Raw genomic sequence first — 25510 nt, forward strand, 5'->3', positions numbered from 1 at the left:
CACGCGTATGTTCGTCGGCAGCGTCAGATGTGTATAACAGACAGGCAGAACGAGGGCGGCGTGATGTGCGGTGGACCCATCACGCCGTGATGCAGCCGGCTCTGTTCGTCGAGTGAATACATGGTCGCGGCGCGGCGCCGCGCCTCGGGTGAGACGAAGAATCCGGTGTCGGTCATGCCCGCCGGGCCCAGGATCCGTTCGTCGAGCACCTCGTAAAACGGCTTGCCCTCGATGCGGGAGGCGATGACGCCCAGCAGGTCGATGGAGTGGCTGTAGGTGACCCGGTCACCGGGCTGATGCACCAGCGGCAGCTTGGCCAGCTCGGCCAGCCAGGCGTCCGGGCCCTGATTGAAGGGCAGCCGCATGTAGGCCTTGGAGATCGGCCCGGACACCGAGAAGCCGTAGGCCAACCCGCTGGTGTGGGTGAGCAGATCCTCGATCAGGATGGTGCGGTTCACCGGGTGCGTCCGGTCGAGCGGGCCGTGCGGGTCGTCGAGCACCCGTACGTCGGCCAACTCAGGCGCCCAGCGGGTGACCGGATCCTTGAGCGTCAGCTTGCCGTCGTCGACCAGGCTCATCACCGTCGCCACCGTCACCGGCTTGGTCATCGACGCGATGCGAAACAGCGTGTCGCGCTGCATCGGCAGACCCGCGTCCACGTCGCGGTAGCCGATTTCGTTGACCTGCAGCAGGTCTCCGCGCTGCCAGACCACCGTCACCGCACCGGCGAGCAAGCCGGCGTCGCAGACCTCGCGGACGGAGGCCGCATTGCCGTTAAGGGTCGAGCGATTCACCTGGTCAGGTTAATGGTCGGCGCGCCGAACGGTGCCGCAAGGGTGGGCAAAGCCACGCTAGCCGGCCGGCGCGAGGGCCCGAAGCCGCCCGATCCGGTCGAATCGGAGTCGTCGTTCGGCGAGTCTGTGCGCGGTGTCGGATCCCACGAGCGCCGCGAGTTCGCTGTGGATGGCGGCGCCGACGCGTTGACAAAAGGGTTCCGGCTCGGCCGCGGCGTCGGGGTATTCGGCGATCACGTAGTCGACGATCCCGTGCGCCAACAGGTCCGCCGACCGGACTCCTTGTTTGGCCGCCATGGCGGGAGCGTGGCGCAGGTCGCGGCACAGGATCGCGCTGGCCCCCTCGGGCGGAAGCGGCGAGAGCCACCCGTGTTGAGCGACGAGGATGCGGTCGGCGGGTACGAGCGCCAGCGCCCCGCCGCCGGTGCCTTGGCCGAGAAGTATTGACACAGTTGGCACTTCGAGTGAAATCAGGTCGGCGATACACCTGGCGATTTCGCCGGCCAGGCCGCCTTCTTCGGCTTCGCGCGACAGCGCCGCCCCGGCAGTGTCGATCACCGTGACCAACGGCAGGTCCAGTTCGGTGGCCAGCCGCATACCGCGACGGGCCTGCCGCAGCGCTCCCGGCCCGAGCGGGGTGTCGGGGGTCTGGCCGTGACGGTCCTGCCCGAGCAGCACGCAGGGCATATCCCCGAACCGGGTCAGCGCCAGCAGCAATCCGGGATCGTTCTCGCCCTGGCCGGTCCCGTTGAGCGTCAGCACGTCGATGGCGGCGTGCCGGAGCAGTTCACGAACGCCTGGCCGGTCCGGACGGCGCGATGCCGTCACCGACTGCCATGCCGGGATGTCAGCCGGCGCGGGATGCACCGGCACCGGCGAAGCGGTTGCGGGGGAGCGGCGGGCGATGATGGCCAGCGCACGATTCACCATGCCCGCGAGTCCGTCCAGAGGGGCAACCGCGTCGATCAGCCCGCATTTGTAAAGGTTTTCGGCGGTCTGCACGCCGGTGGGAAAGGGATGGCCGTAAAGGGTTTCGTACACCCGCGGGCCGAGAAAGCCGATCAGGGAGCCGGGTTCGGCGAAGGTGACGTGGCCCAGCGACGCCCAGGACGCGAACACCCCTCCGGTGGTGGGATCGCGAAGGTACACCAGGTATGGCAGGTGCGCGGATTTGTGGTCGACCAGGGCCGCGGTGATCTTGACCATTTGCAGGAACGCGGTGGTTCCTTCCTGCATCCGGGTGCCTCCGGATGTCGGCAACGCCAGCAACGGCAGCCGCTCGGCGGTGGCCCGCCTGATGGCCGCCGTCAGGCGATCGCTTGCCGCGACTCCGATCGAGCCGCCAAGAAAACCGAAGTCGCACAACAACATTGCGCAAGGCCGACCGAGGATGGTTGCGACTCCGGTGATTACGGCTTCGTCGAGCCCGGTCTTGGCACGCGCGCGTCCTAGGTCGGCGGCGTACTCCGCATCGCCCGCGACCTCGACGGCTGGTTGGTCCCAGGATTGCCACGATCCGGGGTCGGTGACCAGTGTGACGACGTCGCGCGCGCCGAGCCGGGTCATCGTGGTTCGGCCGGCATCGCCGCGATCAGGCCCGCGATCCGGCCATTGTCGGCGCCCAGCACGGGGGGAGCCGTATGTTGCCGGCGCGTGTGTTCGGATCCGTCGGTGTCGAAGAACCGCAGCGGCGGACCGGGCAGGGCAATGCGTCCCAGGGTCGCGTGCTCGACCTCGACCAGGAGCCCCTGGGAGCGGGTCTGCTCCCACTCGTAGACCTCGCGGACGCTGCGAACCCGGCCGGCGGGCACCCCGATCGCGTCCAGCTTCGCCAACAACTCGTCGGTCGGGTACAGCGCGAACGACGCCTGCACCATCTCGTGCACCCGCTTGCTGTTGGCCACACGCTGCGGGTTCGACGCCATTCCCGGCACCGCGGGATCGAAGCCGAAACCCGCGCAGAGCCTCTGCCACAGACCCTCGCTGCCCACGGCGATCTGCACGGCGCCGTCGGCGGCGTCGAACATCCCGTACGGGCAGATCGACGGATGGTGGTTCCCGGTGGGCTGACCGACCTGGCCGCCTACCGTCCACTGGGTTCCCTGAAACGCATGCACTCCGACGACAGCGGCGAGCAGTGACGAGCGCACCACCTGGCCGCGCCCGGTGCGCTCGCGTTCCAGCAGCGCGGCGAGAACTCCGAAGGCGCCATACATGCCCGCGAGCAGGTCGGCGATCGGGACGCCAACGCGCTGAACGTCGTCGGGCCCCGAGCCCGTGACCGACATCAGCCCCGCCTCGCCCTGGGCGATCTGGTCGTACCCGGCCCGACCCGCTTCGGGTCCGTCGTGACCGAAACCGCTGATGGACAAGACCACCAGCCGCGGGTTGATCTCGGCGATCTGCTGTAGCGAAAAGCCAAGCCGATCAAGGACTCCCGGACGGAAGTTCTCCATCAGGACATCCGCTCGGTGCAGCAGGGCGCGCAACGCGGCCGTGCCGGCGGCGTCTTTGAGATCGAGGGTCACCGACCGTTTGTTGCGGTTCGCGCACAGAAAGTAGGTGGACTCCCGGTCGCCCCCGGTGGCCGGTTCGACGAACGGCGGGCCCCAACCGCGCGTGTCGTCGCCGCCGACGGGGTTCTCGACCTTGATCACGTCGGCGCCCAGGTCGCCCAGCATCATCGCCGCGTGCGGACCGGCGAGGGCGCGGGTGAGATCGACGACGACGAGGCCCGCAAGTGGTCCGAGCGGTTCGGGTCGCATAGCGGTTGGGACTGTAGATGCCATAACACCGCCTTGGCCTAGTGACCTAGTGGACTATCCAATTATCGAACCAGATTTGGACCAGCGGTGTCAAGCAGTGGTCGGGCAGCGCGGGCCGACGCAGTCGCTCAGTCCGGCAGGGCTTGCCCGCGGGTCTCGGGGGCCATGCGCACCATGGCGATACCGAGGGCGAAGACGACGGCGGTCAGGCTGATGGGGATCGCCAGTGACCCGGTCGCGTGGATGCCGTAACCGATCAGGAAGGTGCCGATCGCGGCGAACCATCGTGAGAGCGTGGTCGCGAATGCGAACGCGGTCGCCCGCATCCGGGTCGGATATTGCTCGGGAAGCCAGATAGTAAAGACGGCGAAGTTGGCGCCGCCCAAGCCCAGGATCGGCAGAAACGTGAAGGCGAGCACGATCGACTGCAGCGGGTAGGCCACGCCGTAGGTGCCGACGGCGCCGACAATCATCAGTGCGAACAGGGCCGCCAACGTCCGGCGCCGCCCGTATCGGTCGGCCAGGCGCGGCACGATGAAGCAGCCGATGATCGTGAACGCGGCGACCGTCATCGCGGAGATGCCGGCGAGCCGCAGGGCGGCGTCATGCCCGAAGCCGGCATAGTGGGCCAGCGTGGCCATGGCGGTGGGGACGTAGGTGGCCCCGGCCCACAGGCCGATCACGCAGACGGCGAGCAGCAGCAGGTTGCCGATGGTGCGCGCCCGGTAGGGCGGGGTGAGGATCTCGACCACGGGTTGGAAAAACGAGCGGCGGTGCGCGTCGTCGGCGCGCTGTTGCCAGCGTTCGGGTTCCGGTGTGGTGCGCCGGATGATGAAGACCGCCATGGCGGGGATCCCGCCGACGAGGAACATGCCCCGCCAGCCGAGCTGGGGTCCGGCCACGAGGTACAACGCCGACACCACCAGCACGCCGACGTATGCAGCCGAGTGCATGGCGCCGCCGAAGCGAGCGCGCACCCGTTCGGGCAGCACCTCGGCCAGCAGCGTGCCAGCCATGGCCCACTCGCCGCCGACGCCGATGGCGGTTAGGAAGCGGTAGCCGTTCCATTCCCAGACGTTGCTCGCGGTGCCGGCGAGGGCGGTGAAGATGCCATACATGAGGATCGACGCGGTCATGGCCGGCTTGCGTCCGAAGTGATCCGCGATCGGCCCCCAGACGGCCGAGCATCCCCAGCCGAGCAGGAAGATGGCGGCGCTGATCTGCCCGTACCAGCCCACATTGGCGGCGGTGGCCGCGATGCCCGCGCGCGGGAGCAGGGTGGCCATCGTCGGGGCGAGGACAAGTCCGAACACGGTCCAGTTGAAGCCGTCCATGGCCCAGCCGCCGAACGAGCCCCAGAACGCACGGCGCTGCGCTGTGGTCAGACGGACCGGTTCGGCGTTGCGTCCCGCGGTGCTGGCGCCATTGACTTGCGGCCGATCTTGACTGAGCGTCACGGTGAATCTCGATTCCTCGGTTCGCGCCGCGGTGATGGAGCGCCGGCGCGGGCGCGGCCCGCCGAACGGTCAGCGGTGACCTAGTGGCATATTGGCCTAGTCAGTAAAGCAGTGAGGGTAATCACTGTCAAACGATGTACGTGACGGCGCCCACGGTGCCGGTCGTGGGGTCGTTATGGTTGGTAGAGAGAGTAGGTGAGTGAGTGGTTGAGCAACTTCGCCCCGTGACGCGGCCCCGGCTGTACGAGGTCATCGTCGAGCAACTGTGCGCGTATATCGCCGACAAGGAAATGACTCCGGGGGACCGCCTGCCCGCCGAGCGGGATCTGGCTGCCCGGCTCGGTGTCAGCAGGGCTTCACTCAGCCAGGCGTTGGTGGCGCTCGAGGTCCAAGGCGTGCTGTCGGTGCGGCACGGTGACGGTGCCATCCTCGTCCGCCGCCCGACCGAGGAACGCGCCATCGAAGCGCTGCGAGAACATGCCGACCGGATCCCCGAGGTGATCGAGGCCCGCGAAGCCCTCGAGGTGAAACTCGCGGCCCTGGCCGCCGCACGGCGCAGCAACGCGGACATGGCCGCGATCGACGCGGCGATCGCCAAAATGGCGGCAGAAATCGAGGCCGGTGACAGGGGAGTCGTGGGAGACGAAATGTTTCACGAGGCCGTCACGGCCGCGGCGCACTCGTCACTACTGGCCAAGCTGATGCGCGAAATCTCCGGATTCATCAGGGAAACCCGCATTGAGTCGCTGTCGCAGGAGAACCGGCCGCGCGTCTCGCTCGAGGGCCATCGTCGGATCGCCGACGCGGTGCGCCGGCAGGACCCAGAGGAGGCCTCGCGCGCGATGGCCGAACACATTCAGTTGGTGTCCGACGTCGCGCTGCTGCGAGACTCCGAGTAATCCGGCCGAATTCGACGATTGGGTCCGCAGCCCGATACATTCGGCGCGACGAAATTAGACTCATGTGTCATGGCCATCAATCGGCCAGGACGATAGCCGCAGTGTGCGGTGGTGCTGCCGTATTTGCCCTGGCATTAAGTGGAATCGGCGGTGTTCCGGCGCCGCGCACCAACATGACGGACCCGGTGACGACCGTGGAGCCCACGCCCACATCGCCGGATGACGTTTGCAGCGATACGCCCCAACCCAGGCAAGCGGCTGGGACTGCAAAATCGGCCTGAACTGTGGGCCCATCAAACCGCGCCGCACCTCGCCTGTGCCCTCGCCGCCCCCTCCGCCTCCGCAATAAGACTTCCGTTTCGAAACTCGACGTTCGCTTTCGCCGAATCCATGCGCTGGCGGACCGGGCATGATTCGTGCGCCCCTTTCAGCGACAAATCGCTCCATCTCGCCCCGCGGCGGTGCGGCCGCGAGCTGTCGCTGTGCGGCGGGCACGTGCCTGGCGGCATCGCACTCGAAATAAGTGCTACGCTGCGTCGCAGTCGACATCCTTTAACGATCCGTCCGGCGAGGCGGAGAAGGAGGTCAAGTTTCGTTATGGGTGCTGCGGGCGACACCGGCTTAGGCAGCGATTCCCGGGAGTTGATGTCGGCGGCCGACGTGGGCCGCACCATTTCCCGCATTGCGCATCAAATCATCGAAAAGACCGCGCTGGACGGTCCCGACGCGCCACGGGTGGTGCTGCTCGGCATCCCGACCCGCGGTGTGATCCTCGCCAACCGGCTCGCCACCAACATCGGCGAATACAGCGGCGTCGAGGTCGGCCACGGCGCCCTGGACATCACGCTCTACCGCGACGACCTGATGCAGAAACCGCCGCGGCCGCTGGAAGCCACCTCGATTCCGGCCGGCGGCATCGACGACGCATTGGTGATCCTGGTCGACGACGTCTTGTACTCCGGCCGCTCGGTGCGTTCCGCGCTGGACGCGCTGCGCGACGTGGGCCGGCCGCGGGTGGTGCAGCTGGCGGTGCTGGTCGACCGCGGCCACCGCGAACTACCGCTGCGCGCCGACTATGTGGGCAAGAACGTCCCGACCTCACGCGGCGAGAGCGTGCATGTGCTGCTGAGCGAGAACGACGGTGACGACGGGGTGGTGATCTCACGATGACGCGCCATCTGCTGGCGGCCGGCGACCTGAGCCGCGATGACGCCACCGCCATCCTCGACGACGCCGACCGGTTCGCGCAGGCGCTGGTGGGCCGCGAAATCAAGAAACTCCCGACGCTGCGCGGGCGCACCATCGTCACGATGTTCTACGAGAACTCGACCCGCACCCGGGTGTCGTTCGAGGTGGCCGGCAAGTGGATGAGCGCCGACGTGATCAACGTCAGTGCGTCCGGATCGTCGGTGGGCAAGGGGGAGTCGCTGCGCGACACCGCGTTCACGCTGCGCGCCGCCGGCGCCGACGCGCTGATCATCCGGCACCCGGCGTCCGGCGCCGCGCACCTGCTCGCCGACTGGACCGCGGCGAACGACGATGGGGGGCCGTCGGTGATCAACGCCGGCGACGGCACCCACGAGCACCCGACCCAGGCGCTGCTCGACGCGCTGACCATTCGCCAGCGGCTCGGCGGCATCGAGGGCCGTCGCATCGTGATCGTCGGCGACATCCTGCACAGCCGGGTGGCCCGGTCCAACGTGATGCTGCTGCACACCCTGGGCGCCGAGGTGGTGCTGGTCGCACCGCCGACGCTGCTGCCGGTCGGCGTCGAGGGCTGGCCGGTCACCGTGTCCAACGACTTCGACGCCGAGCTGCCCGCCGCCGACGCGGTGCTGATGCTGCGGGTGCAGGCCGAGCGGATGAACGGCGGGTTCTTCCCCTCGGTGCGCGAATACTCCTCGCTGTACGGGCTTTCCGATCGCCGCCAGGCGATGCTGCCCGGCCACGCCGTGGTGCTTCACCCCGGGCCGATGCTGCGCGGCATGGAGATCGCCTCGTCGGTGGCCGACTCATCGCAATCGGCTGTGCTGCAACAGGTTTCCAACGGTGTCCACGTGCGGATGGCGGTGCTGTTCCACGTGCTGGTCGGCACCGAATTGGCCGGAGAAGAGGGTGCGGCGTGAGCGTGCTGCTGCGCGGGGTTCGGTTGTACGGCGAGGGCGATCGGGTCGATGTGCTGGTCGATGACGGCCAGATCGCCGACATCGGCCAGGGGTTGGTCGAGGCCGGAGGTGTCGAAAAGGACCTCGACGTGATCGACGCCACCGATCAGGTGCTGCTGCCGGGCCTCGTCGACCTGCACACGCATCTGCGCGAACCCGGGCGCGAATACGCCGAGGACATCGAAACCGGCTCGGCCGCAGCGGCTCTCGGTGGCTACACCGCGGTGTTCGCGATGGCCAACACCAACCCGGTCGCCGACAGCCCGGTGGTCACCGACCACGTGTGGCATCGAGGCCAACAGGTCGGCCTGGTCGACGTGCACCCGGTGGGCGCCGTCACCGTCGGGCTCGCCGGCAAAGAGCTCACCGAGATGGGCATGATGGCGGCCGGGGCCGCGCAGGTGCGGATGTTCTCCGACGACGGCATCTGCGTGCACGACCCGCTGGTGATGCGCCGCGCCCTGGAATACGCCACCGGTCTGGGCGTGCTCATCGCCCAGCACGCCGAGGAGCCCCGGCTGACCGTCGGCGCCGTCGCCCACGAGGGGCCCACCGCCGCCCGGCTGGGCCTGGCGGGATGGCCCCGGGCCGCCGAGGAGTCCATCGTCGCCCGCGACGCGCTGCTGGCCCGCGACGCCGGCGCCCGGGTGCACATCTGCCACGCGTCCACCGCGGGCACCGTCGAGATCGTGAAATGGGCCAAGGAACAAGGGATCTCGATCACCGCCGAGGTCACCCCGCACCACCTGATGCTCGACGACAGCAGGCTGGCCAGTTACGACGGGCAAAACCGGGTGAACCCGCCGCTGCGTGAGGCGGCCGACGCGGTGGCGCTGCGCCAGGCACTGGCCGACGGCGTGATCGACTGTGTGGCCACCGATCACGCCCCGCACGCCGAGCACGAGAAGTGCGTGGAGTTCTCCGCGGCGCGCCCGGGCATGCTGGGGTTGCAGACGGCGCTGTCGATCGTGGTGCAGACGATGGTCACCCCCGGGCTGTTGACCTGGCGTGACGTCGCCCGGGTGATGAGCGAAAACCCCGCGCGCATCGCGGGACTGCCCGATCACGGCCGGCCGCTGGAGGTGGGGGAGCCGGCCAACCTCACGGTGGTGGACCCCACCACGTCGTGGACCGTCGCGGGATCCGGCCTGGCCAGCCGGTCGTCCAACACGCCCTACGAGGCGATGACGCTGCCCGCCATCGTGACGGCCACGCTGCTGCGCGGCAAGGTCACCGCCCGAGACGGGAAGTCCCCGGCATGAATTCGGGCACGCTGGTGGGATCGCTGATCTTCGCGGCCGCGGTGGTGGTCGTGATCACAGTGGTGATCCAGCTGATGATGCGGACCTGGCATCGTCGCTCGCAGCGGCAGGCGGAGCTGATCGGGGCGTTGCCCGAGATCCCGGACCGGGTGGGGGCGGCGACCATCACCACCCGCGGGCACTACTGCGGCTCGATGATGGCGCCGGGCTGGACCGAGCGGATCGCGGCCGGTGATCTGGGTTTCCGTAGCAGGGCGGTGCTGACCCGCTATGCGGGCGGCATCATGGTGGAACGCGTACGGGCCCAACCTATCTGGATTCCCCGGGACTCGATCACGCACATCCGGATGGAGCGCAGGATGACGGGCCGGATCGGGATCCTGGCGATCCGCTGGCGGCTGCCGTCGGGCGTCGAGATCGACACCGGCTTTCGGGCGAACCACCGTGACGAATACGACGGCTGGCTCGAATCGCAGCAAGACGAGGGGCGGCACGTGAGCCCCGCAGTCGACGATGCGGAGCGAATCGATGAGGAGGAGCGGCGCTCGTGACTAAGGCGCAATTGGTACTCGAGGACGGGCGCGTCTTCACCGGCACACCGTTCGGCAAGATCGGCCAAACATTGGGCGAGGCCGTGTTTTCCACCGGAATGTCCGGCTACCAGGAGACGCTGACCGATCCGAGTTACCACCGGCAGATTGTGGTGGCCACCGCGCCGCAGATCGGCAACACCGGTTGGAACGGCGAGGACGCCGAGAGTCGCGGCGACAAGATCTGGGTGGCCGGCTACGCGGTGCGCGATCCGTCGCCGCGCCCGTCCAGCTGGCGGTCCACCGGCACCCTGGAGGACGAACTGGTCCGCCAGCACATCGTGGGCATCGCCGGCATCGACACCCGCGCGGTGGTCCGACATCTGCGCACCCGCGGCTCGATGAAGGCGGGCGTGTTCTCCGGTGACGCGCTCGCCGATGCGGACGAACTGCTGGCGCGGGTGTGCGGGCAGCAGTCGATGCTGGGCGCCGACCTGGCCGGCGAGGTCAGCACGCCGGACACCTACATCGTGGAACCCGAAGGCTCACCGCGGTTTACGGTGGCCGCGCTGGACCTGGGGATCAAGACCAACACGCCGCGCAATTTCGCCCGCCGCGGCGTCCGCACCCACGTGCTGGCCTCGTCGGCGACCTACGAGCAGATCGCCGACCTCAAGCCCGACGGCGTCTTCCTGTCCAACGGCCCCGGCGACCCCGCCACCGCCGACCACATCGTCGCGGTCACCCGCGAGGTGCTGGGCGCCGGAATCCCGTTGTTCGGCATCTGCTTCGGCAATCAGATCCTGGGCCGGGCGCTGGGACTGTCCACCTACAAGATGGTGTTCGGCCACCGCGGCATCAACATCCCGGTGATCGACCACGCCACCGGGCGCGTGGCCGTCACCGCCCAAAACCACGGCTTCGCGCTCGAGGGCGAGGCCGGCCAGACCTTCGACACGCCGTTCGGCCAAGCGATCGTCAGCCACACCTGCGCCAACGACGGAGTGGTCGAAGGCGTCAAACTCGCAGACGGGCAAGCCTTCTCGGTGCAGTACCACCCGGAGGCCGCGGCCGGACCGCACGATGCGGAGTATCTGTTCGACCAATTCATCGAGCTGATGGCAGGGGAGGGCCGCTAGTGCCACGTCGCACCGACCTCAACCACGTGCTGGTGATCGGCTCGGGGCCGATCGTCATCGGTCAGGCCTGCGAGTTCGACTACTCGGGAACCCAGGCTTGCCGGGTGCTGCGCGCGGAGGGGCTTCAGGTCAGCCTGGTCAACTCCAACCCGGCCACCATCATGACCGACCCGGAGTACGCCGACCACACCTACGTCGAGCCGATCACCGCCGCCTTCGTGGAGAAGGTGATCGCCCAGCAGGCCGAGCGCGGCAACAAGATCGACGCGCTGCTGGCCACCCTGGGCGGCCAAACCGCGCTGAACACCGCTGTCGCGCTGTACGAGAACGGCGCGCTGGAGCGGCACGGCGTCGAGCTGATCGGCGCCGACTTCGACGCCATCCAGCGCGGCGAGGACCGACAGATGTTCAAGGACATCGTCGCCAAGGTCGGCGGTGAATCCGCCCGCAGCCGAGTGTGTTTCACCATGGAAGAGGTCCGCGAGACGGTCGAGGAGCTCGGCCTGCCGGTCGTGGTGCGGCCCAGCTTCACCATGGGCGGCCTGGGTTCGGGGATGGCGCGATCCGTCGAGGAGGTCGACCGGATGGCCGGCGCCGGGCTGGCCGAAAGCCCCAGCGCCAACGTGCTGATCGAAGAATCGATCTACGGCTGGAAGGAATTCGAGCTCGAGCTGATGCGCGACGGCAACGACAACGTGGTCGTGGTCTGCTCGATCGAGAACTTCGACCCGATGGGCGTGCACACCGGTGACTCGGTCACCGTCGCGCCGGCGATGACGCTGACCGACCGGGAATACCAGCGGATGCGGGACCTGGGCATCGCGATCCTGCGCGAGGTCGGGGTGGACACCGGCGGCTGCAACATCCAGTTCGCGATCAACCCGGTCGACGGCCGGCTGATCGTCATCGAGATGAACCCCCGGGTGTCGCGGTCCAGCGCGCTGGCGTCCAAGGCGACCGGTTTCCCCATCGCCAAGATCGCCGCCAAGCTGGCCATCGGGTACACGCTCGACGAGATCGTCAACGACATCACCAAGGAAACGCCGGCCTGCTTCGAGCCCACCCTGGACTACGTGGTGGTCAAGGCGCCGCGCTTCGCCTTCGAGAAGTTCCCGGGCGCCGATCCCACGCTGACCACCACCATGAAATCCGTCGGCGAGGCGATGTCGTTGGGCCGCAACTTCGTTGAGGCGCTCGGCAAGGTGATGCGCTCGCTGGAGACCACCCGCGCCGGTTTCTGGACCAAACCCGACGCCGAGGGTGACATCGGCGAGGTGCTGACCCGGCTTCGGACCCCGACCGAGGGCCGGCTCTACGACATCGAACTGGCGCTGCGGCTGGGCGCGTCGGTGGAACAGGTGGCCGAGGCCAGCGGCGTGGACCCGTGGTTCGTCGCCCAGATCGGCGAGCTGATCGAGCTGCGGGCGGAGCTGATCGCCGCCCCGGTGCTCGACGCCGACCTGTTGCGTCGCGGCAAGCACAGCGGGCTGTCGGACCGCCAGATCGCCGCGCTGCGGCCCGAATTGGCCGGTGAGAACGGCGTGCGGTCGCTGCGTGAGCGCCTCGGTGTGCACCCGGTGTACAAGACCGTCGACACCTGCGCGGCCGAGTTCGAGGCCAAGACGCCGTACCACTACAGCAGCTACGAGCTGGATCCCGCCGCCGAGACCGAGGTGGCGCCGCAGACGCAGCGGCCCAAGGTGCTGATCCTGGGGTCCGGCCCCAACCGCATCGGGCAGGGCATCGAGTTCGACTACAGCTGTGTGCACGCGGCAACGACGTTGTCGCAGGCCGGTTTTGAGACCGTGATGGTCAACTGCAACCCGGAGACGGTGTCCACCGACTACGACACCGCCGACCGGCTGTACTTCGAGCCGCTGACGTTCGAGGACGTCCTCGAGGTGTTCCGCGCCGAGCAGCAGTCCGCCGGTGACGGCCCGGGTGTGGCCGGGGTGATCGTGCAACTGGGCGGCCAGACCCCGCTCGGGCTGGCGCAGCGCCTGGCCGACGCGGGCGTGCCGATCGTCGGCACCCCGCCGGAGGCCATCGACCTGGCCGAGGACCGCGGCGCCTTCGGCGACGTGCTCACCGCGGCCGGCCTGCCCGCGCCGAAGTACGGCACCGCAACCACTTTCGACCAGGCCCAGCGGATCGCCGAGGACATCGGCTACCCGGTGCTGGTGCGGCCGTCCTACGTGCTGGGCGGCCGGGGCATGGAGATCGTCTATGACGAGGAGACGCTGCGGGGCTACATCACCCGCGCCACCGAGCTCTCACCCGAGCACCCGGTGCTCGTCGACCGCTTCCTCGAGGACGCGGTGGAGATCGACGTGGACGCGCTGTGCGACGGCACCGAGGTGTACATCGGCGGCATCATGGAGCACATCGAGGAGGCCGGCATCCACTCCGGTGACTCGGCGTGCGCGCTGCCGCCGGTGACGCTGGGCCGCAGCGACATCGAGAATGTGCGCCGCGCGACCGAGGCCATCGCGCACGGCATCGGCGTGGTGGGCCTGCTCAACGTGCAGTACGCGCTCAAGGACGACGTGCTCTACGTCCTGGAGGCCAATCCGCGCGCCAGCCGCACGGTGCCGTTCGTGTCGAAGGCCACCGCGATCCCACTCGCCAAGGCGTGCGCCCGGGTCATGTTGGGCGCCAGCATCTCCCAGCTACGCGAGGAGGGCATGCTGGCGGCGTCCGGGGACGGCGCCCACGCCGCACAGAACGCCCCGATCGCGGTCAAGGAGGCGGTGCTGCCCTTCCACCGCTTCCGGCGCGTGGACGGCGCCGCCATCGACTCGCTGCTGGGCCCGGAGATGAAATCCACCGGCGAGGTGATGGGCATCGACCGAGACTTCGGCAGCGCCTTCGCCAAGAGCCAGACCGCCGCCTACGGGTCGCTGCCCGCGCAGGGCACCATCTTCGTGTCGGTGGCCAACCGGGACAAGCGCTCGCTGGTGTTCCCCGTCAAGCGGCTGGCCGACCTGGGATTCCGCGTGCTCGCCACCGAGGGAACCGCGGAGATGTTGCGCCGCAACGGGATTCCGTGCGACGAGGTGCGCAAGCATTTTGAGGACCCGCAGCCGGGTCGTCCCGAGACGTCGGCCGTCGACGTCATCAAGGCCGGCGAGGTCGACATGGTGATCAACACGCCCTACGGCAACTCCGGCCCGCGCATCGACGGCTACGAAATCCGTTCGGCCGCAGTGTCGGTCAACATCCCCTGTGTCACCACGGTGCAGGGCGCCTCGGCCGCCGTCCAGGGCATCGAAGCGGGCATCCGCGGCGACATCGGCGTGCGCAGCCTGCAAGAACTGCACAGCCAGATCGGTCAGGGCGGCCTGCCCGGTAACGGTTCCCGGTGACCGGGTTCGGCGTCCGCCTGGCGGACGTGAAGGCGCAACGCGGGCCGCTGTGCGTGGGCATCGATCCGCATCCGGAGCTGCTGCGCGCCTGGGACCTGCCCACGACCGCCGACGGCCTGGCCGCGTTCTGCGACATCTGCATCGAGGCGTTCTCCGGATTCGCCGTCGTCAAACCGCAAGTCGCGTTCTTCGAGGCCTACGGCGCAGCGGGATTCGCGGTGCTGGAACGCACCATCGCGGCCCTGCGATCGGCCGGGGTGCTGGTGCTGGCCGACGCCAAACGCGGCGACATCGGCACGACGATGGCGGCCTACGCCGCCGCCTGGGCCGGTGATTCACCGCTGGCTGCCGACGCCGTGACGGCCACCCCGTACCTGGGCTTCGGCTCGCTGCGGCCGCTGCTGGAGACCGCCGCGGCGCACGACCGCGGGGTGTTCGTGCTGGCGGCCACGTCCAACCCGGAGGGCTCCACCGTGCAGCGTGCCTCCTTCGACGGCCGGACGGTGGCCCAGCTGGTCGTCGACCAGGCGGCGGTGGTGAATCGTTCCGCGACCCCGTCCGGGCCGGGATATGTCGGCGTGGTCGTGGGCGCGACGGTGTTGCAGGCACCCGACCTCAGCGCGCTGGGCGGTCCGGTCCTGGTGCCCGGGCTCGGCGTCCAGGGCGGGCGGCCGGAGGCCCTCGCGGGGCTGGGCGGCGCGGAACCCGGGCAGCTGTTGCCCGCGGTGGCCCGCGAGGTGCTGCGGGCCGAGGCGGGCGTGGCGGAGCTGCGCGCGGCGGCCGATCGCATGCTGGACGCGGTCGCCTACCTGGCGGTGTGAGCGGGCGCTAGTCCGACGCCACCGCGGTGCTGGGCCGCGCGGTTTCGACGATGACGGTGGTGGCCTTGACGACGGCCACCGCGACGCTGCCGGGGCGCAGCTGCAGTTCGTCGGCGGCCTCGGTGCTCATCAGCGAAACCACCGTGAAGGGGCCGCACTGCATCTCCACCTGGGTCATCACCTTGTCGCTGACCACTGAGGTGACCAGCCCGACGAACCGGTTGCGCGCCGAGCTGCCGATGCTGAGCGGGTCCGCCGGCGGGGCGGGCGCATTGGTGCGGGAGAAGTGGGCGAGGTCCTCGCTCGCGATCACCTTGCGGCCGGCGGCGTCGTGACTGACCGCGAGTGTGCCCTGGTTGATCCAGCGCCGCACGGTGTCGTCGCTGACCCCAAGCAGCTCAGCTGCCTGGCGAATTCGCAGGTTGGACACTTCTCGATCGTATCGGATTCCGGGGCCCCGATTAGCTGAAATCGGACCCGATGGCGCCGCTGTCCCGCAATCACGGAAGCGTCACGATCTTTAGCCCGCGTGTGCGGAAATCGCCGACCAAATTGCTTGGGTTCCGCGGTAACGAGCGGCCGTCATCGCCCGGGCCCGTCCGGCGCGGCGGCGAATCCAGGGCGGCCAACGGCGCTGCGGCCCTTGATGGTTGGCGAAAGTTCATGAGTCGTTCAGGCGATTGGATCTTGATCACGTCCCACATGGTTCGGCTGCGACGCACGCCCGGACGCCCACCGCCGAACGTGGGGTCGTCGTGACACGACAGGCCGCCCGGGGCGGCTTCGACGACCAATCCCGGCGGCGGTGTCGTTGGTTGCTGGGGCGATCCACGCGTGACCTGCGGAAGGCTGCCCAGGGCGCCTCCCCGGGCGCGGGAGCTGGACGGACCGTCCATGGTGGCCAAACGCCAGGTTTCGGGGCCACAAGGCCACCTCGAGGGCCCCACGGCGGCCGTCAGGACCGGGGCGCGGGCCGAACGCCGGTGTTGGCCTGGCGTTTGACCGGCGACGCGACACGCGCGACACGCCGCAATAAATCCGTGATCCCTCGCACCAGGCGTGACGGCGGCCCACCGGCGGCATTCCGGACGGCACGATCGCCGCGGCCGCCGCCATCGCCGGGAGACAAAACCGCAGGTAGAAGGCCCATTGGCGAACCGGATACGAGCCGGTGCCGACACTCGGACGGCGCTCGGCGCGGCCGTCGTGAACCCCGCCGAAAGCACCGCTTTGGCCGCCCAGACGCCGGTGCATGCTGGGACTTTGCCCGCTTTAGCAGGGGGTCGGGTTAGATTTCGTCAGAAGGCCTGAGTACGGTCGTCTCCGCTGGCAGAAGTACCGGCGAGACAAAATGAGATCGATTGAAATTGATTGATCAGATACGGAGGAATCGTGGCCCTTCCCCAGTTGACCGACGAGCAGCGCGCGGCCGCGTTGGAGAAGGCGGCTGCCGCACGTCGAGCGCGAGCAGAGCTCAAGGACCGCCTGAAGCGTGGCGGCACCAACCTGACCCAGGTCCTCAAGGACGCCGAGACCGATGAAGTCCTGGGCAAGATGAAGGTTTCCGCGCTTCTCGAGGCGTTGCCCAAGGTGGGCAAGGTCAAGGCGCAGGAGATCATGACTGAGCTGGAGATCGCCCCGACCCGCCGTCTGCGCGGTCTTGGCGATCGTCAGCGCAAGGCCCTGCTGGAAAAGTTCGGCTCCTAACCGAGCCGTGGGCGCACCGGCCCAAGGAGCGCCTGTGAGCGCCGGCGGGGGACCGGACGTCCAGCACGGGACACGTCCTGAACCATCGGGTAACGGACGTGTGGTCGTGCTGTCCGGTCCCTCCGCGGTCGGTAAGTCGACTGTGGTCCGATGCCTGCGTGAGCGGGTCCCGGACCTGCATTTCAGCGTCTCGGCCACGACGCGGGCGCCGCGGCCCGGCGAGGTCGACGGCGTCGATTACCACTTCGTCACCCCGGCCCGCTTCCAGCAGCTCATCGACGAGGGCGCGCTGCTGGAGTGGGCCGAAATCCACTCGGGCCTACACCGATCCGGCACCCTGGCCGAGCCGGTCCGGGCCGCCACGGCCCGCGGATTCCCGGTGCTGATCGAGGTCGATCTGGCCGGGGCCCGGGCCGTCAAGAAGGCGATGCCCGAGGCCCTCGCGGTCTTCCTGGCGCCGCCCAGCTGGGAGGACCTCAGGGCCAGGCTCGTCGGCCGCGGCACCGAGACGCCGGAGGTAATGCAGCGGCGTCTGGAGACCGCCCGCATCGAAATGGCGGCCCAAAATGACTTCGACCGGGTGGTCGTGAACAGTGAATTGGAGTCAGCGTGCTCCGAATTGGTATCCTTGCTGGTGGGAACTGCGCCGGGCCGGCATGACCCGTCGGGCCGGTCCAGAGGCCGGACCACTTCCCAGCAAGATTGACCACCGAAATTTTTTAGTTTCTTTCAGCGGCGATGAGCCGCTCCAATCCGCCAGGAGATTGACCTAAGTGAGTATTCCGCAGTCCGACGCGGCATTGGCCGCCGTCCCCGACCGGTTCGATCCGTCCGCCGGGGGACCGGGCGCCTACGACACCCCGCTGGGCATCACCAACCCGCCCATCGACGAGCTGCTGGACCGCGTCTCGAGCAAGTACGCCCTGGTGATCTACGCCGCCAAGCGGGCGCGTCAGATCAACGACTACTACAACCAGCTCGGTGAGGGCATCCTCGAATACGTCGGTCCGCTGGTCGAGCCGGGGCTGCAGGAAAAGCCGCTTTCGATCGCTATGCGCGAGATCCACGGCGACCTCCTCGAGCACACCGAGGGCGAGTAACAGGGCCGGGCCGGGCGCGCTGTGGACAACCGCGATCGGGTCGCGAAGAGAGTAATCGTCGGCGTCTCCGGCGGTATTGCCGCCTATAAGGCGTGCACCGTCGTTCGTCAGCTCGCCGAGGCCGGTCATTCGGTCCGCGTCATCCCGACCGAGTCCGCGTTGCGTTTCGTCGGGGCCGCCACTTTCGAGGCGCTCTCCGGCCAGCCGGTGCACACCGGCGTCTTCGACGACGTGCCGGAGGTTCCGCATGTCCAACTCGGCAAGCAGGCCGACCTGGTCGTGGTGGCGCCGGCCACCGCGGACCTGCTGGCCCGGGCGGTGCACGGCCGCGCCGACGATCTGCTGACAGCTACGCTGCTCACCGCGCGATGTCCGGTGCTGTTCGCGCCGGCGATGCACACCGAGATGTGGTTGCACCCGGCCACCGTCGACAACGTGGCCACGCTGCGCCGCCGGGGAGCGGTGGTGCTCGAACCCGCCGCCGGGCGGCTCACCGGGACGGATAGCGGCGCGGGCCGACTGCCGGAGGCCGAGGAGATCACCACGCTGGCTCACCTGCTGCTGGAACGCCAGGACGCGCTGCCCTACGACCTCGCCGGCTGCAAGGTGCTGGTGACGGCCGGGGGCACGCGTGAACCGGTCGACCCGGTGCGCTTCATCGGCAACCGCAGCTCCGGCAAGCAGGGCTATGCGGTGGCGCGGGTGGCCGCCCAGCGCGGCGCCGAGGTCACGCTGATCGCCGGGCACACCGCCGGGCTGATCGACCCCGCCGGCGTCGAGGTGGTCCACGTCAGCTCGGCCGAGCAACTGGGCGACGCCGTCGCCAAGCACGCGGCCGAGGCGGACGTGCTGGTGATGGCCGCCGCAGTCGCCGACTTCCGGCCGGCCCGGGTTGCGGCCGCCAAGATCAAAAAGGGCCCGAAGGAGCAAGACCAGCCGCCCACGATCGAGTTGGTCCGCAACGACGACGTGCTGGCGGGCGCGGTGCGGGCGCGGGCCAACGGCGAGCTGCCCAACATGCGTGCCATCGTGGGATTCGCCGCCGAGACCGGTGACGCCAACGGGGACGTGCTGTTTCACGCCCGGGCGAAGCTGCGCAACAAGGGCTGCGACCTGTTGGTCGTCAACGCGGTCGGCGACGGCCGGGCCTTCGAGGTGGACAGCAACGACGGCTGGCTGCTGGCGGCCGACGGTACCGAGTCGGCGCTGCAGCACGGCTCCAAGACCTTGATGGCCAGTCGTATCGTGGATGCGATCGCCGCCTTCCTGCACGGGGACAGCGGATAGAACGGTCGAGTACTTCGCGGCACCGGGGCAGGTGCTGGCCGGGCCGACGCGAGCCGATATAATTCGGCTAACTAACTAATTGGAAGGATTGTCATTGTGAGCGAAAAGGGTCGCCTGTTTACCAGTGAGTCGGTGACTGAGGGACATCCCGACAAGATCTGTGACGCGATCAGCGACTCGGTCCTCGACGCCCTCCTGACGCAGGACCCCCGTTCACGTGTCGCCGTCGAGACGCTGGTCACCACGGGACAGGTGCACGTGGTCGGTGAGGTGACCACCACGGCCAAGGAGGCGTTCGCCGACATCACCAACACGGTTCGCGAGCGCATCCTCGACATCGGCTACGACTCCTCGGACAAGGGCTTCGACGGGAGCACGTGCGGGGTCAACATCGGCATCGGGAAGCAGTCGCCCGACATCGCCCAGGGCGTCGACACCGCCCACGAGCACCGCGTCGAGGGTGCCGCCGACCCGCTGGACCTGCAGGGCGCCGGCGACCAGGGCCTGATGTTCGGCTACGCGATCAACGACACCCCCGAGCGGATGCCGCTGCCGATCGCGCTGGCCCACCGGCTGTCGCGGAAGCTGACCGAGGTCCGCAAGAACGGCACGCTGGGATACCTGCGGCCGGACGGCAAGACGCAGGTCACCATCGAGTACGAGGACGACGTTCCGGTCCGCCTGGACACCGTGGTGGTCTCCACCCAGCACGCCGACGGCATCGACCTGGAGAAGACGCTCGATCCCGACATCCGGCAGCACGTGCTCAAGACCGTGCTCGAGGAGCTGGCCCACGACACCCTGGACTCGTCGGCGACCCGGGTGCTGGTCAACCCGACCGGCAAGTTCGTCCTCGGCGGCCCGATGGGCGACGCCGGCCTGACCGGCCGCAAGATCATCGTCGACACCTACGGCGGCTGGGCCCGCCACGGCGGCGGCGCCTTCTCCGGCAAGGATCCGTCCAAGGTGGACCGGTCGGCGGCCTACGCGATGCGCTGGGTGGCCAAGAACATCGTCGCCGCCGGGCTGGCGGAACGGGTCGAGGTGCAGGTGGCCTACGCCATCGGCAAGGCGGCCCCGGTCGGCCTGTTCATCGAGACCTTCGGCACCGCGACGGTCGATCCGGTCAAGATCGAGAAGATCGTGCCCGAGGTGTTCGACCTGCGGCCCGGCGCGATCATCCGCGACCTGGACCTGCTGCGCCCGATCTACGCGCAGACCGCCGCGTACGGGCACTTCGGCCGCACCGACATCGAGCTGCCCTGGGAGCAGTTGAACAAGGTCGACGAGCTCAAGCGCGCGATCTAACGCGGCAGGGGGTGGTCCGCGTCCAACGCGGGCAACTCGTCGATGCTGCGCCGGTTGCGATCGACCAGCCGCCCGTACTGGTCGTCGGTGGCCTTACGGTGCGCGGCGTCGAGAACCGGCCGTTCGTCGACGAGATCGTAGTAAGGCACCGCGAATCCGCAGGCGTCGGCGATCCGCTCCACATCGACCACGATGATGGCGCGGACCCCCGCGTGCTGGTCGCCGAAATGTGGCATCAGAGCGGCGAATTCGCTGTCGTCCGGGCGGATCACCCGTCCGGTGCCGAACAGCCGCAGGATCCGCGAGTTGCGGGTGAACGAGCAGAACATCACGGTGATGCGGCCGTTGTCGCGCAGATGGGCGATGGTTTCCACGCCGCTGCCGAACAGGTCCAGATAGGCGACGGTGTGTTCGTCGAGCACCGCGAACGTGTCGCGATATCCCTTGGGGGACAGGTTGATCCGCCCGCCGTCGGACGGGGCGGTGGCGACGAAGAATACGGCCTGCTCCCGGATGAAGTCGTGAAGCGACCCGTCGATGCTTTCGAATTCCTTCGCCACGGGTGCAGCGTAGCCGCTACCGGGTGAACCGGTAGTCGTCCAGATCGAATCGCCGGCTGCGCCAGTACACCTCCGGGGTGGTGCCCGGACGCAGCGGCACGTCACCGTTCTTGTCGAAGTAGTAGCTGTTGGCCAGCTGGCAGCTGTCCTGCCAGAAGATCTGCTTGGGCCGCCGGCGCATCATCTCGGCGAAGTAGCGGTCGTTGGCCTCCTGGGTCACCTCGACCCGGGTCGCGCCGACGCGCTTGGCCCGCTTGAGGCAGCGCACGATGTGATGCGTCTGCGCCTCGATCAGCGCGAAATACGAAGAGCCGACGTAACCGTACGGGCCGAACACGGTGAACAGGTTGGGAAATCCCGGCACCGTGACGCCCTCGTAGGCCTGTAGCCGATGCTCATCCCAGAAACGGCTCAACGACTTTCCGCCGCTCCCGGTCACCGCGAAGGTGGGCACGTTGTCGGGATCCATCACCTTGAAGCCGGTCGCCAGGATCAGTACGTCGATTTCGTGGTTCTCGCCATCGGTGGTGGCCACCGCGTCGGGCGTGACCTTGTCGATCGGTTCGGTGACCAGCCGCACGTTGTCGCGGTTGAACGTGGCGAGGTAGCCGTTGTGGAAGCCGGGGCGTTTGCAGCCGACCGCGTACCGCGGGGTGAGCTGTTCGCGCACGGCCGGATCCTGAACCTGTTGCCGCAGATAGGATTTCCCCAGCGAGGCCATCCTCTTGGCCAGCGGGAGGACCGTGAAGTAGTGCGCCGAGATGGGGAAGGTGAGCTCCACGTAGGCCTGGCTGAGCAGGCGCTGCAGGAACTTGCCACCGGGAATTCGCATCGCCCAGCGCGCCGGCGCCGGCAGCGGGATGTCGAACTTCGGAAAGCACCAGATCGGGGTGCGCTGAAATACCGTGAGCGACGACACGATTGGCGCGATCTCGGGAATCACCTGGACGGCCGAGGCGCCGGTGCCGATCACCGCGACGCGCTTGCCGCGCAGATCTTGGCCGTGATCCCACCGCGCGGTGTGCATGGTGATGCCGCCGAACGAGTCCACGCCGTCGATGTCGGGCAGGTTCGGCACCGTCAGCACGCCGCAGGCGCTGATCAGAAACCGGGCCGTGATTGCTCCAGCCGGGTCGGTCTGCACCCGCCACAGGCCGCGCTCGTCGTCATACTCGGCGGTCTGCACCTTGGTGTTGAACCGGATCCGCGAGCGGATGCCGTACTTGTCGGCGCAGTGTTCGGCGTAGGCCTTGAGCTCTCGGCCCGGTGCGTAGGTCCGCGACCAGTGCCGGCTCTGCTCGAACGAGAACTGGTAGGAGAACGATGGGATGTCCACGGCGATACCGGGATACGTGTTCCAGTGCCAGGTGCCGCCGACCCCGTCGCCGGCCTCGATCACCAGGTAATCGGGCAGCCCGGCCCTGTCCAGGTTGATCGCCGCACCGATGCCGGAGAACCCGGCGCCGATGATCAGCGTGTGATAGTCGGGGGTTTCGTCTTCGTGCGTCACCATCGTTGCCTGCCTAGGGGTGCAGCGCCTTGTGGAGAGCCGTCAGGCCGCGCTCGGTGGCCTCCGCGGCGGCGGGTATCGCCAGGGCGAAACTGACAAATCCGTGCACGAGGGTGGGTTCGTTGCTCAGCTCCACCGGCACGCCGGCGGCGCCCAGCAGCTCGGCGTAACGGGCCCCGTCATCGCGCAGCGGATCGTGTTCGGCGGTGCCGATGTAGGCGGGCGCCAGCCCGGACAGGTTCGCGGCGTTCGCGGGGGCCATGGTGGTGGGCAGCGCCGTCGGGTCCGTGATATCGAGGTCGGGCACGTACCAGGACAGGAACGCGTCGATGACCTCACGATTCAGGATCGGGGCCTCGGCATTGTCGGTGTAGGCCGGCAGGGACAGGTCCGCGGTGACCGTCGGGTACCACAGCAGCTGGAAGCGCAGTGCCGGGCCGCCGTTGTCGCGGGCCAGCAGCGCCGTCACCGCGGCGAGGTTGCCGCCCGCCGAGTCGCCGGCCACCGCGATGTTGTCCGGGTCGCCGCCGAGCTCGGCCGCGTTCTCGGCGACCCATTGCAGGGCCGCCCAGCAGTCGTCCACGCCGGCCGGAAACGGATACTCCGGGGCCAGCCGATAGCCGACGGACACCACGATGGCCTCGGCGCCGACGGCGTGCGTGCGGGCGACCGGGTCGTGGGTGTCCAGGTCGCCCAGGCAGAAGCCGCCGCCGTGGTAGAAGACGACCACGGGCAGCGGGCTGACGTCGCTGTCGGGCCAGTAGATGCGCACCGGGATGTCGGTGCGCTCGCCGTGGGCGATCGTGCGGTCCTCGATCCGCAGGTTCGGCAGCATTTTCGGCGGCACCTTGAGCAGCCGGAGCCGCGAGCGGGCGACCTCGACACCGTCGGCCTCGCGGAAGGTCATCGGGAAGGCGTCGAGCAACGCCTTGAATGTCGGGTCGATCCCGGGCCGGGCGGTGGTCGGCTCGCTCATGCGTTCACCGTACGCCGCGGGGTCACCGGTGCAGGGCGGTTCGCAGCGCGGCCAGTCCGCCCTCGAGGGCCGCGGTGGCGGCGGGCACCACGCCGGCATAGCCCAGGTAGCCATGCACCAGCGTCTCGGCGTTGTGCACCCGGGCGTCGACGCCGGCGGCGGTCAGCAATTCGCCGTAGCGGATGCCGTCGTCGCGCAGCGGGTCGTATCCGGCCACCGCGATGTAGGCCGGCGCCAGGTTGCTCAGGTCCTTCGCCCGACCCGGCGCCATGTCCGACGGCGGATCGGACATGTCGACTTCGCCCGCGTACCAACGAGAGAACTCCGCGACCGCCTTGACGTCCAGGATCGGTGCGATGGCGTTCTCGGTGAACGACGGCAGCGACGCGTCCCACATGGTCGACGGGTACCACAGCAGCTGGAACACGATCGGCGGGGCGGCGTTGTCCCGCGCCCGCTGCGCCACCGCGGCCGAGATGGTGCCGCCGGCCGAATCCCCGGCGACGGCGATCCGGTTCGGGTCGCCGTGCAGCTCGGCGGCGTGCTCGGAGACCCAAAGCGTTGCGGCCCAAGCGTCTTCGACCGCGGCGGGATAGGGGTGCTCAGGCGCCAGCCGGTAGTCGACGGACACCACGATCGCCTCCGCGCCGACCGCGTGCTGACGGGCGGTGCCGTCGTGGGTGTCGAGGTCGCCGATGACGAACCCGCCGCCGTGGAAATACAGCACGACCGGCGCCGGGGCGCCCTCCGGGTGTCCGTCGGAATGGCTTGGCGGCCAATAGATCCGGATAGCGATGGCCCCCGCGGGCCCGGGAATGGTGCGGTCCTCGACCCGCAGCTCGGGGTGCAGCGGCCGGCGCGGCAGATCGCGGAACCGCTGGCGCGCCGCATCGATTCCGTCCTCAGTGGATAGCCGGAAGGGAACCGCATCCAGTACCTTCTGCAGGATGGGGTCGATAGCGGGTTTCTCGTCGGCTGTGTTATCCAAGCTGGGCATGGACGTACCGTACGCACCTCGTCTGGTGGCCGGCGGCTGGGTGGTGGCCGGCTGGGTGGCCCTCGGCTACGGCATCTACCTGACCGTGCTGGCGCTGCGCTCGCCGCCGGGCATCGAGCTGACCGGGCACTGGGTGCTGCAGCCGGCGTTCAAGGCGTCGATGGCGTTGCTGCTGACCCTGGCCGCGGCGGGGCACGCCGTCGTCCGCGAGCGGCGGTGGCTGATGCCGGCGCTGCTGCTCTCGGCCATCGGCGACTGGGTGCTGGCGATCCCGTGGTGGACGCTGTCCTTCGTGGTGGGCCTGGCGGCATTCCTGTTGGCGCACTTGTGTTTTCTGGCCGCGCTGCTGCCGCTGGTGCCGGCATTCTCGGGGGCGTCGAAGGATGCGCGGCCGTCGACGGTGCGCATCGTTGCGGTGGTCCTGATGTGTGCGGTGTCGATCGCCCTGCTGGCCTGGTTCTGGCCCCACCTGGGCGCGGAGAAGCTGACGCTTCCGGTGACGGTCTACATCGTGGTGCTGACCGCGATGGTGTGCACGGCCCTGCTGGCGAAACTGCCGACGATCTGGACGGCGGTGGGGGCGGTGTGTTTCGCGGCCTCGGACTCGATGATCGCCATCGCCCGCTTCATCCTGGGCAATGAGGCGCTGGCGGTGCCGATCTGGTGGTCGTATGCGGCGGCCGAGATCCTGATCACGGCCGGATTCTTCTTCGGCCGCGAGCTTCCCGCCGACGCCGCCGGGGACGCCCCGGCGCCCGCCGAGGACTGATTGTCGCCCGTGCCCGGTACGCTGCGGTCCGGACGGTAAACACATTGGATGACAACATGATTCGCGGCCCGGGGACGCGGTGAGCCCCAGCGCGCCTAC

Annotated in this window: 22 protein-coding genes and 1 pseudogene; 14 read left to right on the forward strand and 9 right to left on the reverse strand. The window is 68.8% G+C overall.

Translation table 11 applies throughout. The annotated features are described in order from the left end of the window. Window positions 1-44 precede the first annotated feature (44 nt). From A5732_RS20860 to A5732_RS20875, 4 genes and pseudogenes are all read right to left on the reverse strand, one after another. Window positions 45-794, reverse strand: a pseudogene (locus tag A5732_RS20860) (serine hydrolase domain-containing protein); the annotation flags it as partial. A gap of 57 nt (window positions 795-851) precedes the next feature. Beyond that, complete coding sequence (locus A5732_RS20865) at window positions 852-2360, reverse strand: carboxyl transferase domain-containing protein (protein ID WP_076103180.1); 1509 nt, start codon at window positions 2358-2360, stop codon at window positions 852-854. Then, window positions 2357-3583 (reverse strand): CoA transferase, encoded by a 1227-nt coding sequence (locus tag A5732_RS20870; protein ID WP_081396067.1) that lies wholly within the window; start codon window positions 3581-3583, stop codon window positions 2357-2359. Before A5732_RS20870 ends, A5732_RS20865 begins: the two co-directional genes overlap by 4 nt. A 104-nt stretch (window positions 3584-3687) precedes the next feature. Then, entirely contained in the window at window positions 3688-5016 is a 1329-nt protein-coding gene (locus tag A5732_RS20875; protein ID WP_081389541.1) for an MFS transporter, read from the reverse strand. Window positions 5017-5219: 203 nt separating this feature from the next. Between A5732_RS20875 and A5732_RS20880 the strand changes: the two genes are divergently transcribed. From A5732_RS20880 to pyrF, 8 genes are all read left to right on the forward strand, one after another. Further along, complete coding sequence (locus A5732_RS20880) at window positions 5220-5915, forward strand: FadR/GntR family transcriptional regulator (protein ID WP_076053234.1); 696 nt, start codon at window positions 5220-5222, stop codon at window positions 5913-5915. Window positions 5916-6512: 597 nt separating this feature from the next. After that, window positions 6513-7085 carry a bifunctional pyr operon transcriptional regulator/uracil phosphoribosyltransferase PyrR gene (pyrR, locus tag A5732_RS20885; RefSeq protein WP_076053232.1) on the forward strand — a complete coding sequence of 191 codons (573 nt, stop codon included), beginning with the start codon at window positions 6513-6515 and terminating at the stop codon, window positions 7083-7085. Continuing rightward, window positions 7082-8041: an aspartate carbamoyltransferase catalytic subunit gene (locus A5732_RS20890; RefSeq protein WP_075234524.1), complete on the forward strand. Its 960-nt coding sequence runs from the start codon at window positions 7082-7084 to the stop codon at window positions 8039-8041. Before pyrR ends, A5732_RS20890 begins: the two co-directional genes overlap by 4 nt. Then, window positions 8038-9342, forward strand: a complete 1305-nt coding sequence (locus A5732_RS20895; protein WP_076103182.1) for a dihydroorotase — start codon at window positions 8038-8040, stop codon at window positions 9340-9342. The genes A5732_RS20890 and A5732_RS20895 overlap by 4 nt, the downstream gene beginning before the upstream one ends. Next, window positions 9339-9893, forward strand: a complete 555-nt coding sequence (locus tag A5732_RS20900; protein WP_076103183.1) for a PH-like domain-containing protein — start codon at window positions 9339-9341, stop codon at window positions 9891-9893. Before A5732_RS20895 ends, A5732_RS20900 begins: the two co-directional genes overlap by 4 nt. Then, complete coding sequence (gene carA, locus A5732_RS20905; protein WP_076103184.1) at window positions 9890-11011, forward strand: glutamine-hydrolyzing carbamoyl-phosphate synthase small subunit; 1122 nt, start codon at window positions 9890-9892, stop codon at window positions 11009-11011. The genes A5732_RS20900 and carA overlap by 4 nt, the downstream gene beginning before the upstream one ends. Next, window positions 11011-14376, forward strand: coding sequence for a carbamoyl-phosphate synthase large subunit (gene carB, locus A5732_RS20910; RefSeq protein WP_076103185.1), 3366 nt, complete (start codon window positions 11011-11013; stop codon window positions 14374-14376). Before carA ends, carB begins: the two co-directional genes overlap by 1 nt. Beyond that, window positions 14373-15197 (forward strand): orotidine-5'-phosphate decarboxylase, encoded by an 825-nt coding sequence (gene pyrF, locus A5732_RS20915; RefSeq protein ID WP_076103186.1) that lies wholly within the window; start codon window positions 14373-14375, stop codon window positions 15195-15197. The genes carB and pyrF overlap by 4 nt, the downstream gene beginning before the upstream one ends. A 7-nt stretch (window positions 15198-15204) precedes the next feature. On the opposite strand, the gene A5732_RS20920 is transcribed toward pyrF, so the two are convergent. Then, window positions 15205-15627 (reverse strand): TOBE domain-containing protein, encoded by a 423-nt coding sequence (locus tag A5732_RS20920; protein ID WP_064885700.1) that lies wholly within the window; start codon window positions 15625-15627, stop codon window positions 15205-15207. Window positions 15628-16589: 962 nt separating this feature from the next. Between A5732_RS20920 and mihF the strand changes: the two genes are divergently transcribed. The 5 genes from mihF (at window position 16590) to metK (ending at window position 20599) form a co-directional block, all read left to right on the forward strand. After that, a complete protein-coding gene (gene mihF, locus A5732_RS20925; protein ID WP_007171927.1) occupies window positions 16590-16904 on the forward strand; it encodes an integration host factor, actinobacterial type in 315 nt (104 codons plus the stop codon). 34 nt (window positions 16905-16938) lie between these two features. Beyond that, window positions 16939-17610, forward strand: coding sequence for a guanylate kinase (gmk, locus tag A5732_RS20930; RefSeq protein ID WP_142248464.1), 672 nt, complete (start codon window positions 16939-16941; stop codon window positions 17608-17610). A 67-nt stretch (window positions 17611-17677) separates the two neighbouring features. Further along, window positions 17678-18004 carry a DNA-directed RNA polymerase subunit omega gene (gene rpoZ / locus A5732_RS20935; RefSeq protein ID WP_007774376.1) on the forward strand — a complete coding sequence of 109 codons (327 nt, stop codon included), beginning with the start codon at window positions 17678-17680 and terminating at the stop codon, window positions 18002-18004. A gap of 21 nt (window positions 18005-18025) precedes the next feature. Next, window positions 18026-19291, forward strand: coding sequence for a bifunctional phosphopantothenoylcysteine decarboxylase/phosphopantothenate--cysteine ligase CoaBC (gene coaBC / locus A5732_RS20940; protein WP_064951920.1), 1266 nt, complete (start codon window positions 18026-18028; stop codon window positions 19289-19291). Window positions 19292-19387: 96 nt separating this feature from the next. Next, entirely contained in the window at window positions 19388-20599 is a 1212-nt protein-coding gene (metK, locus tag A5732_RS20945; protein ID WP_076053220.1) for a methionine adenosyltransferase, read from the forward strand. On the opposite strand, the gene A5732_RS20950 is transcribed toward metK, so the two are convergent. Genes A5732_RS20950 through A5732_RS20965 form a run of 4 tightly spaced genes read right to left on the reverse strand, consistent with a single transcriptional unit; the run spans window position 20596 to window position 24642 of the window. Continuing rightward, entirely contained in the window at window positions 20596-21159 is a 564-nt protein-coding gene (locus A5732_RS20950) for a pyridoxamine 5'-phosphate oxidase family protein (protein WP_076103188.1), read from the reverse strand. The genes metK and A5732_RS20950 overlap by 4 nt on opposite strands. A 16-nt stretch (window positions 21160-21175) precedes the next feature. Beyond that, window positions 21176-22672 carry a flavin-containing monooxygenase gene (locus A5732_RS20955; protein WP_076103189.1) on the reverse strand — a complete coding sequence of 499 codons (1497 nt, stop codon included), beginning with the start codon at window positions 22670-22672 and terminating at the stop codon, window positions 21176-21178. Window positions 22673-22682: 10 nt separating this feature from the next. After that, window positions 22683-23645: an alpha/beta hydrolase gene (locus tag A5732_RS20960; RefSeq protein WP_076103190.1), complete on the reverse strand. Its 963-nt coding sequence runs from the start codon at window positions 23643-23645 to the stop codon at window positions 22683-22685. A gap of 22 nt (window positions 23646-23667) precedes the next feature. Then, window positions 23668-24642: an alpha/beta hydrolase gene (locus tag A5732_RS20965; RefSeq protein WP_076053213.1), complete on the reverse strand. Its 975-nt coding sequence runs from the start codon at window positions 24640-24642 to the stop codon at window positions 23668-23670. On the opposite strand from A5732_RS20965, the gene A5732_RS20970 reads away from it, so the two are divergent. After that, window positions 24641-25411: a lysoplasmalogenase gene (locus A5732_RS20970; protein WP_076103191.1), complete on the forward strand. Its 771-nt coding sequence runs from the start codon at window positions 24641-24643 to the stop codon at window positions 25409-25411. The genes A5732_RS20965 and A5732_RS20970 overlap by 2 nt on opposite strands. Window positions 25412-25510 lie beyond the last annotated feature (99 nt).

It is taken from the genome of Mycobacterium colombiense (genome assembly GCF_001953985.1).
In the GTDB taxonomy this organism is placed as follows: Bacteria; Actinomycetota; Actinomycetes; order Mycobacteriales; family Mycobacteriaceae; genus Mycobacterium; species Mycobacterium colombiense_B.

Coding starts and splice junctions, on each gene's coding strand:
- A5732_RS20865 (WP_076103180.1), bottom strand. CDS start 2,360: ATGACCCGGCTCGGCGCGCGCGACGTCGTCACACTGGTCACCGACCCC.
- A5732_RS20870 (WP_081396067.1), bottom strand. CDS start 3,583: ATGGCATCTACAGTCCCAACCGCTATGCGACCCGAACCGCTCGGACCA.
- pyrR (WP_076053232.1), top strand. CDS start 6,513: ATGGGTGCTGCGGGCGACACCGGCTTAGGCAGCGATTCCCGGGAGTTG.
- A5732_RS20890 (WP_075234524.1), top strand. CDS start 7,082: ATGACGCGCCATCTGCTGGCGGCCGGCGACCTGAGCCGCGATGACGCC.
- A5732_RS20900 (WP_076103183.1), top strand. CDS start 9,339: ATGAATTCGGGCACGCTGGTGGGATCGCTGATCTTCGCGGCCGCGGTG.
- A5732_RS20955 (WP_076103189.1), bottom strand. CDS start 22,672: ATGGTGACGCACGAAGACGAAACCCCCGACTATCACACGCTGATCATC.
- A5732_RS20960 (WP_076103190.1), bottom strand. CDS start 23,645: ATGAGCGAGCCGACCACCGCCCGGCCCGGGATCGACCCGACATTCAAG.
- A5732_RS20970 (WP_076103191.1), top strand. CDS start 24,641: ATGGACGTACCGTACGCACCTCGTCTGGTGGCCGGCGGCTGGGTGGTG.
- A5732_RS20965 (WP_076053213.1), bottom strand. CDS start 24,642: ATGCCCAGCTTGGATAACACAGCCGACGAGAAACCCGCTATCGACCCC.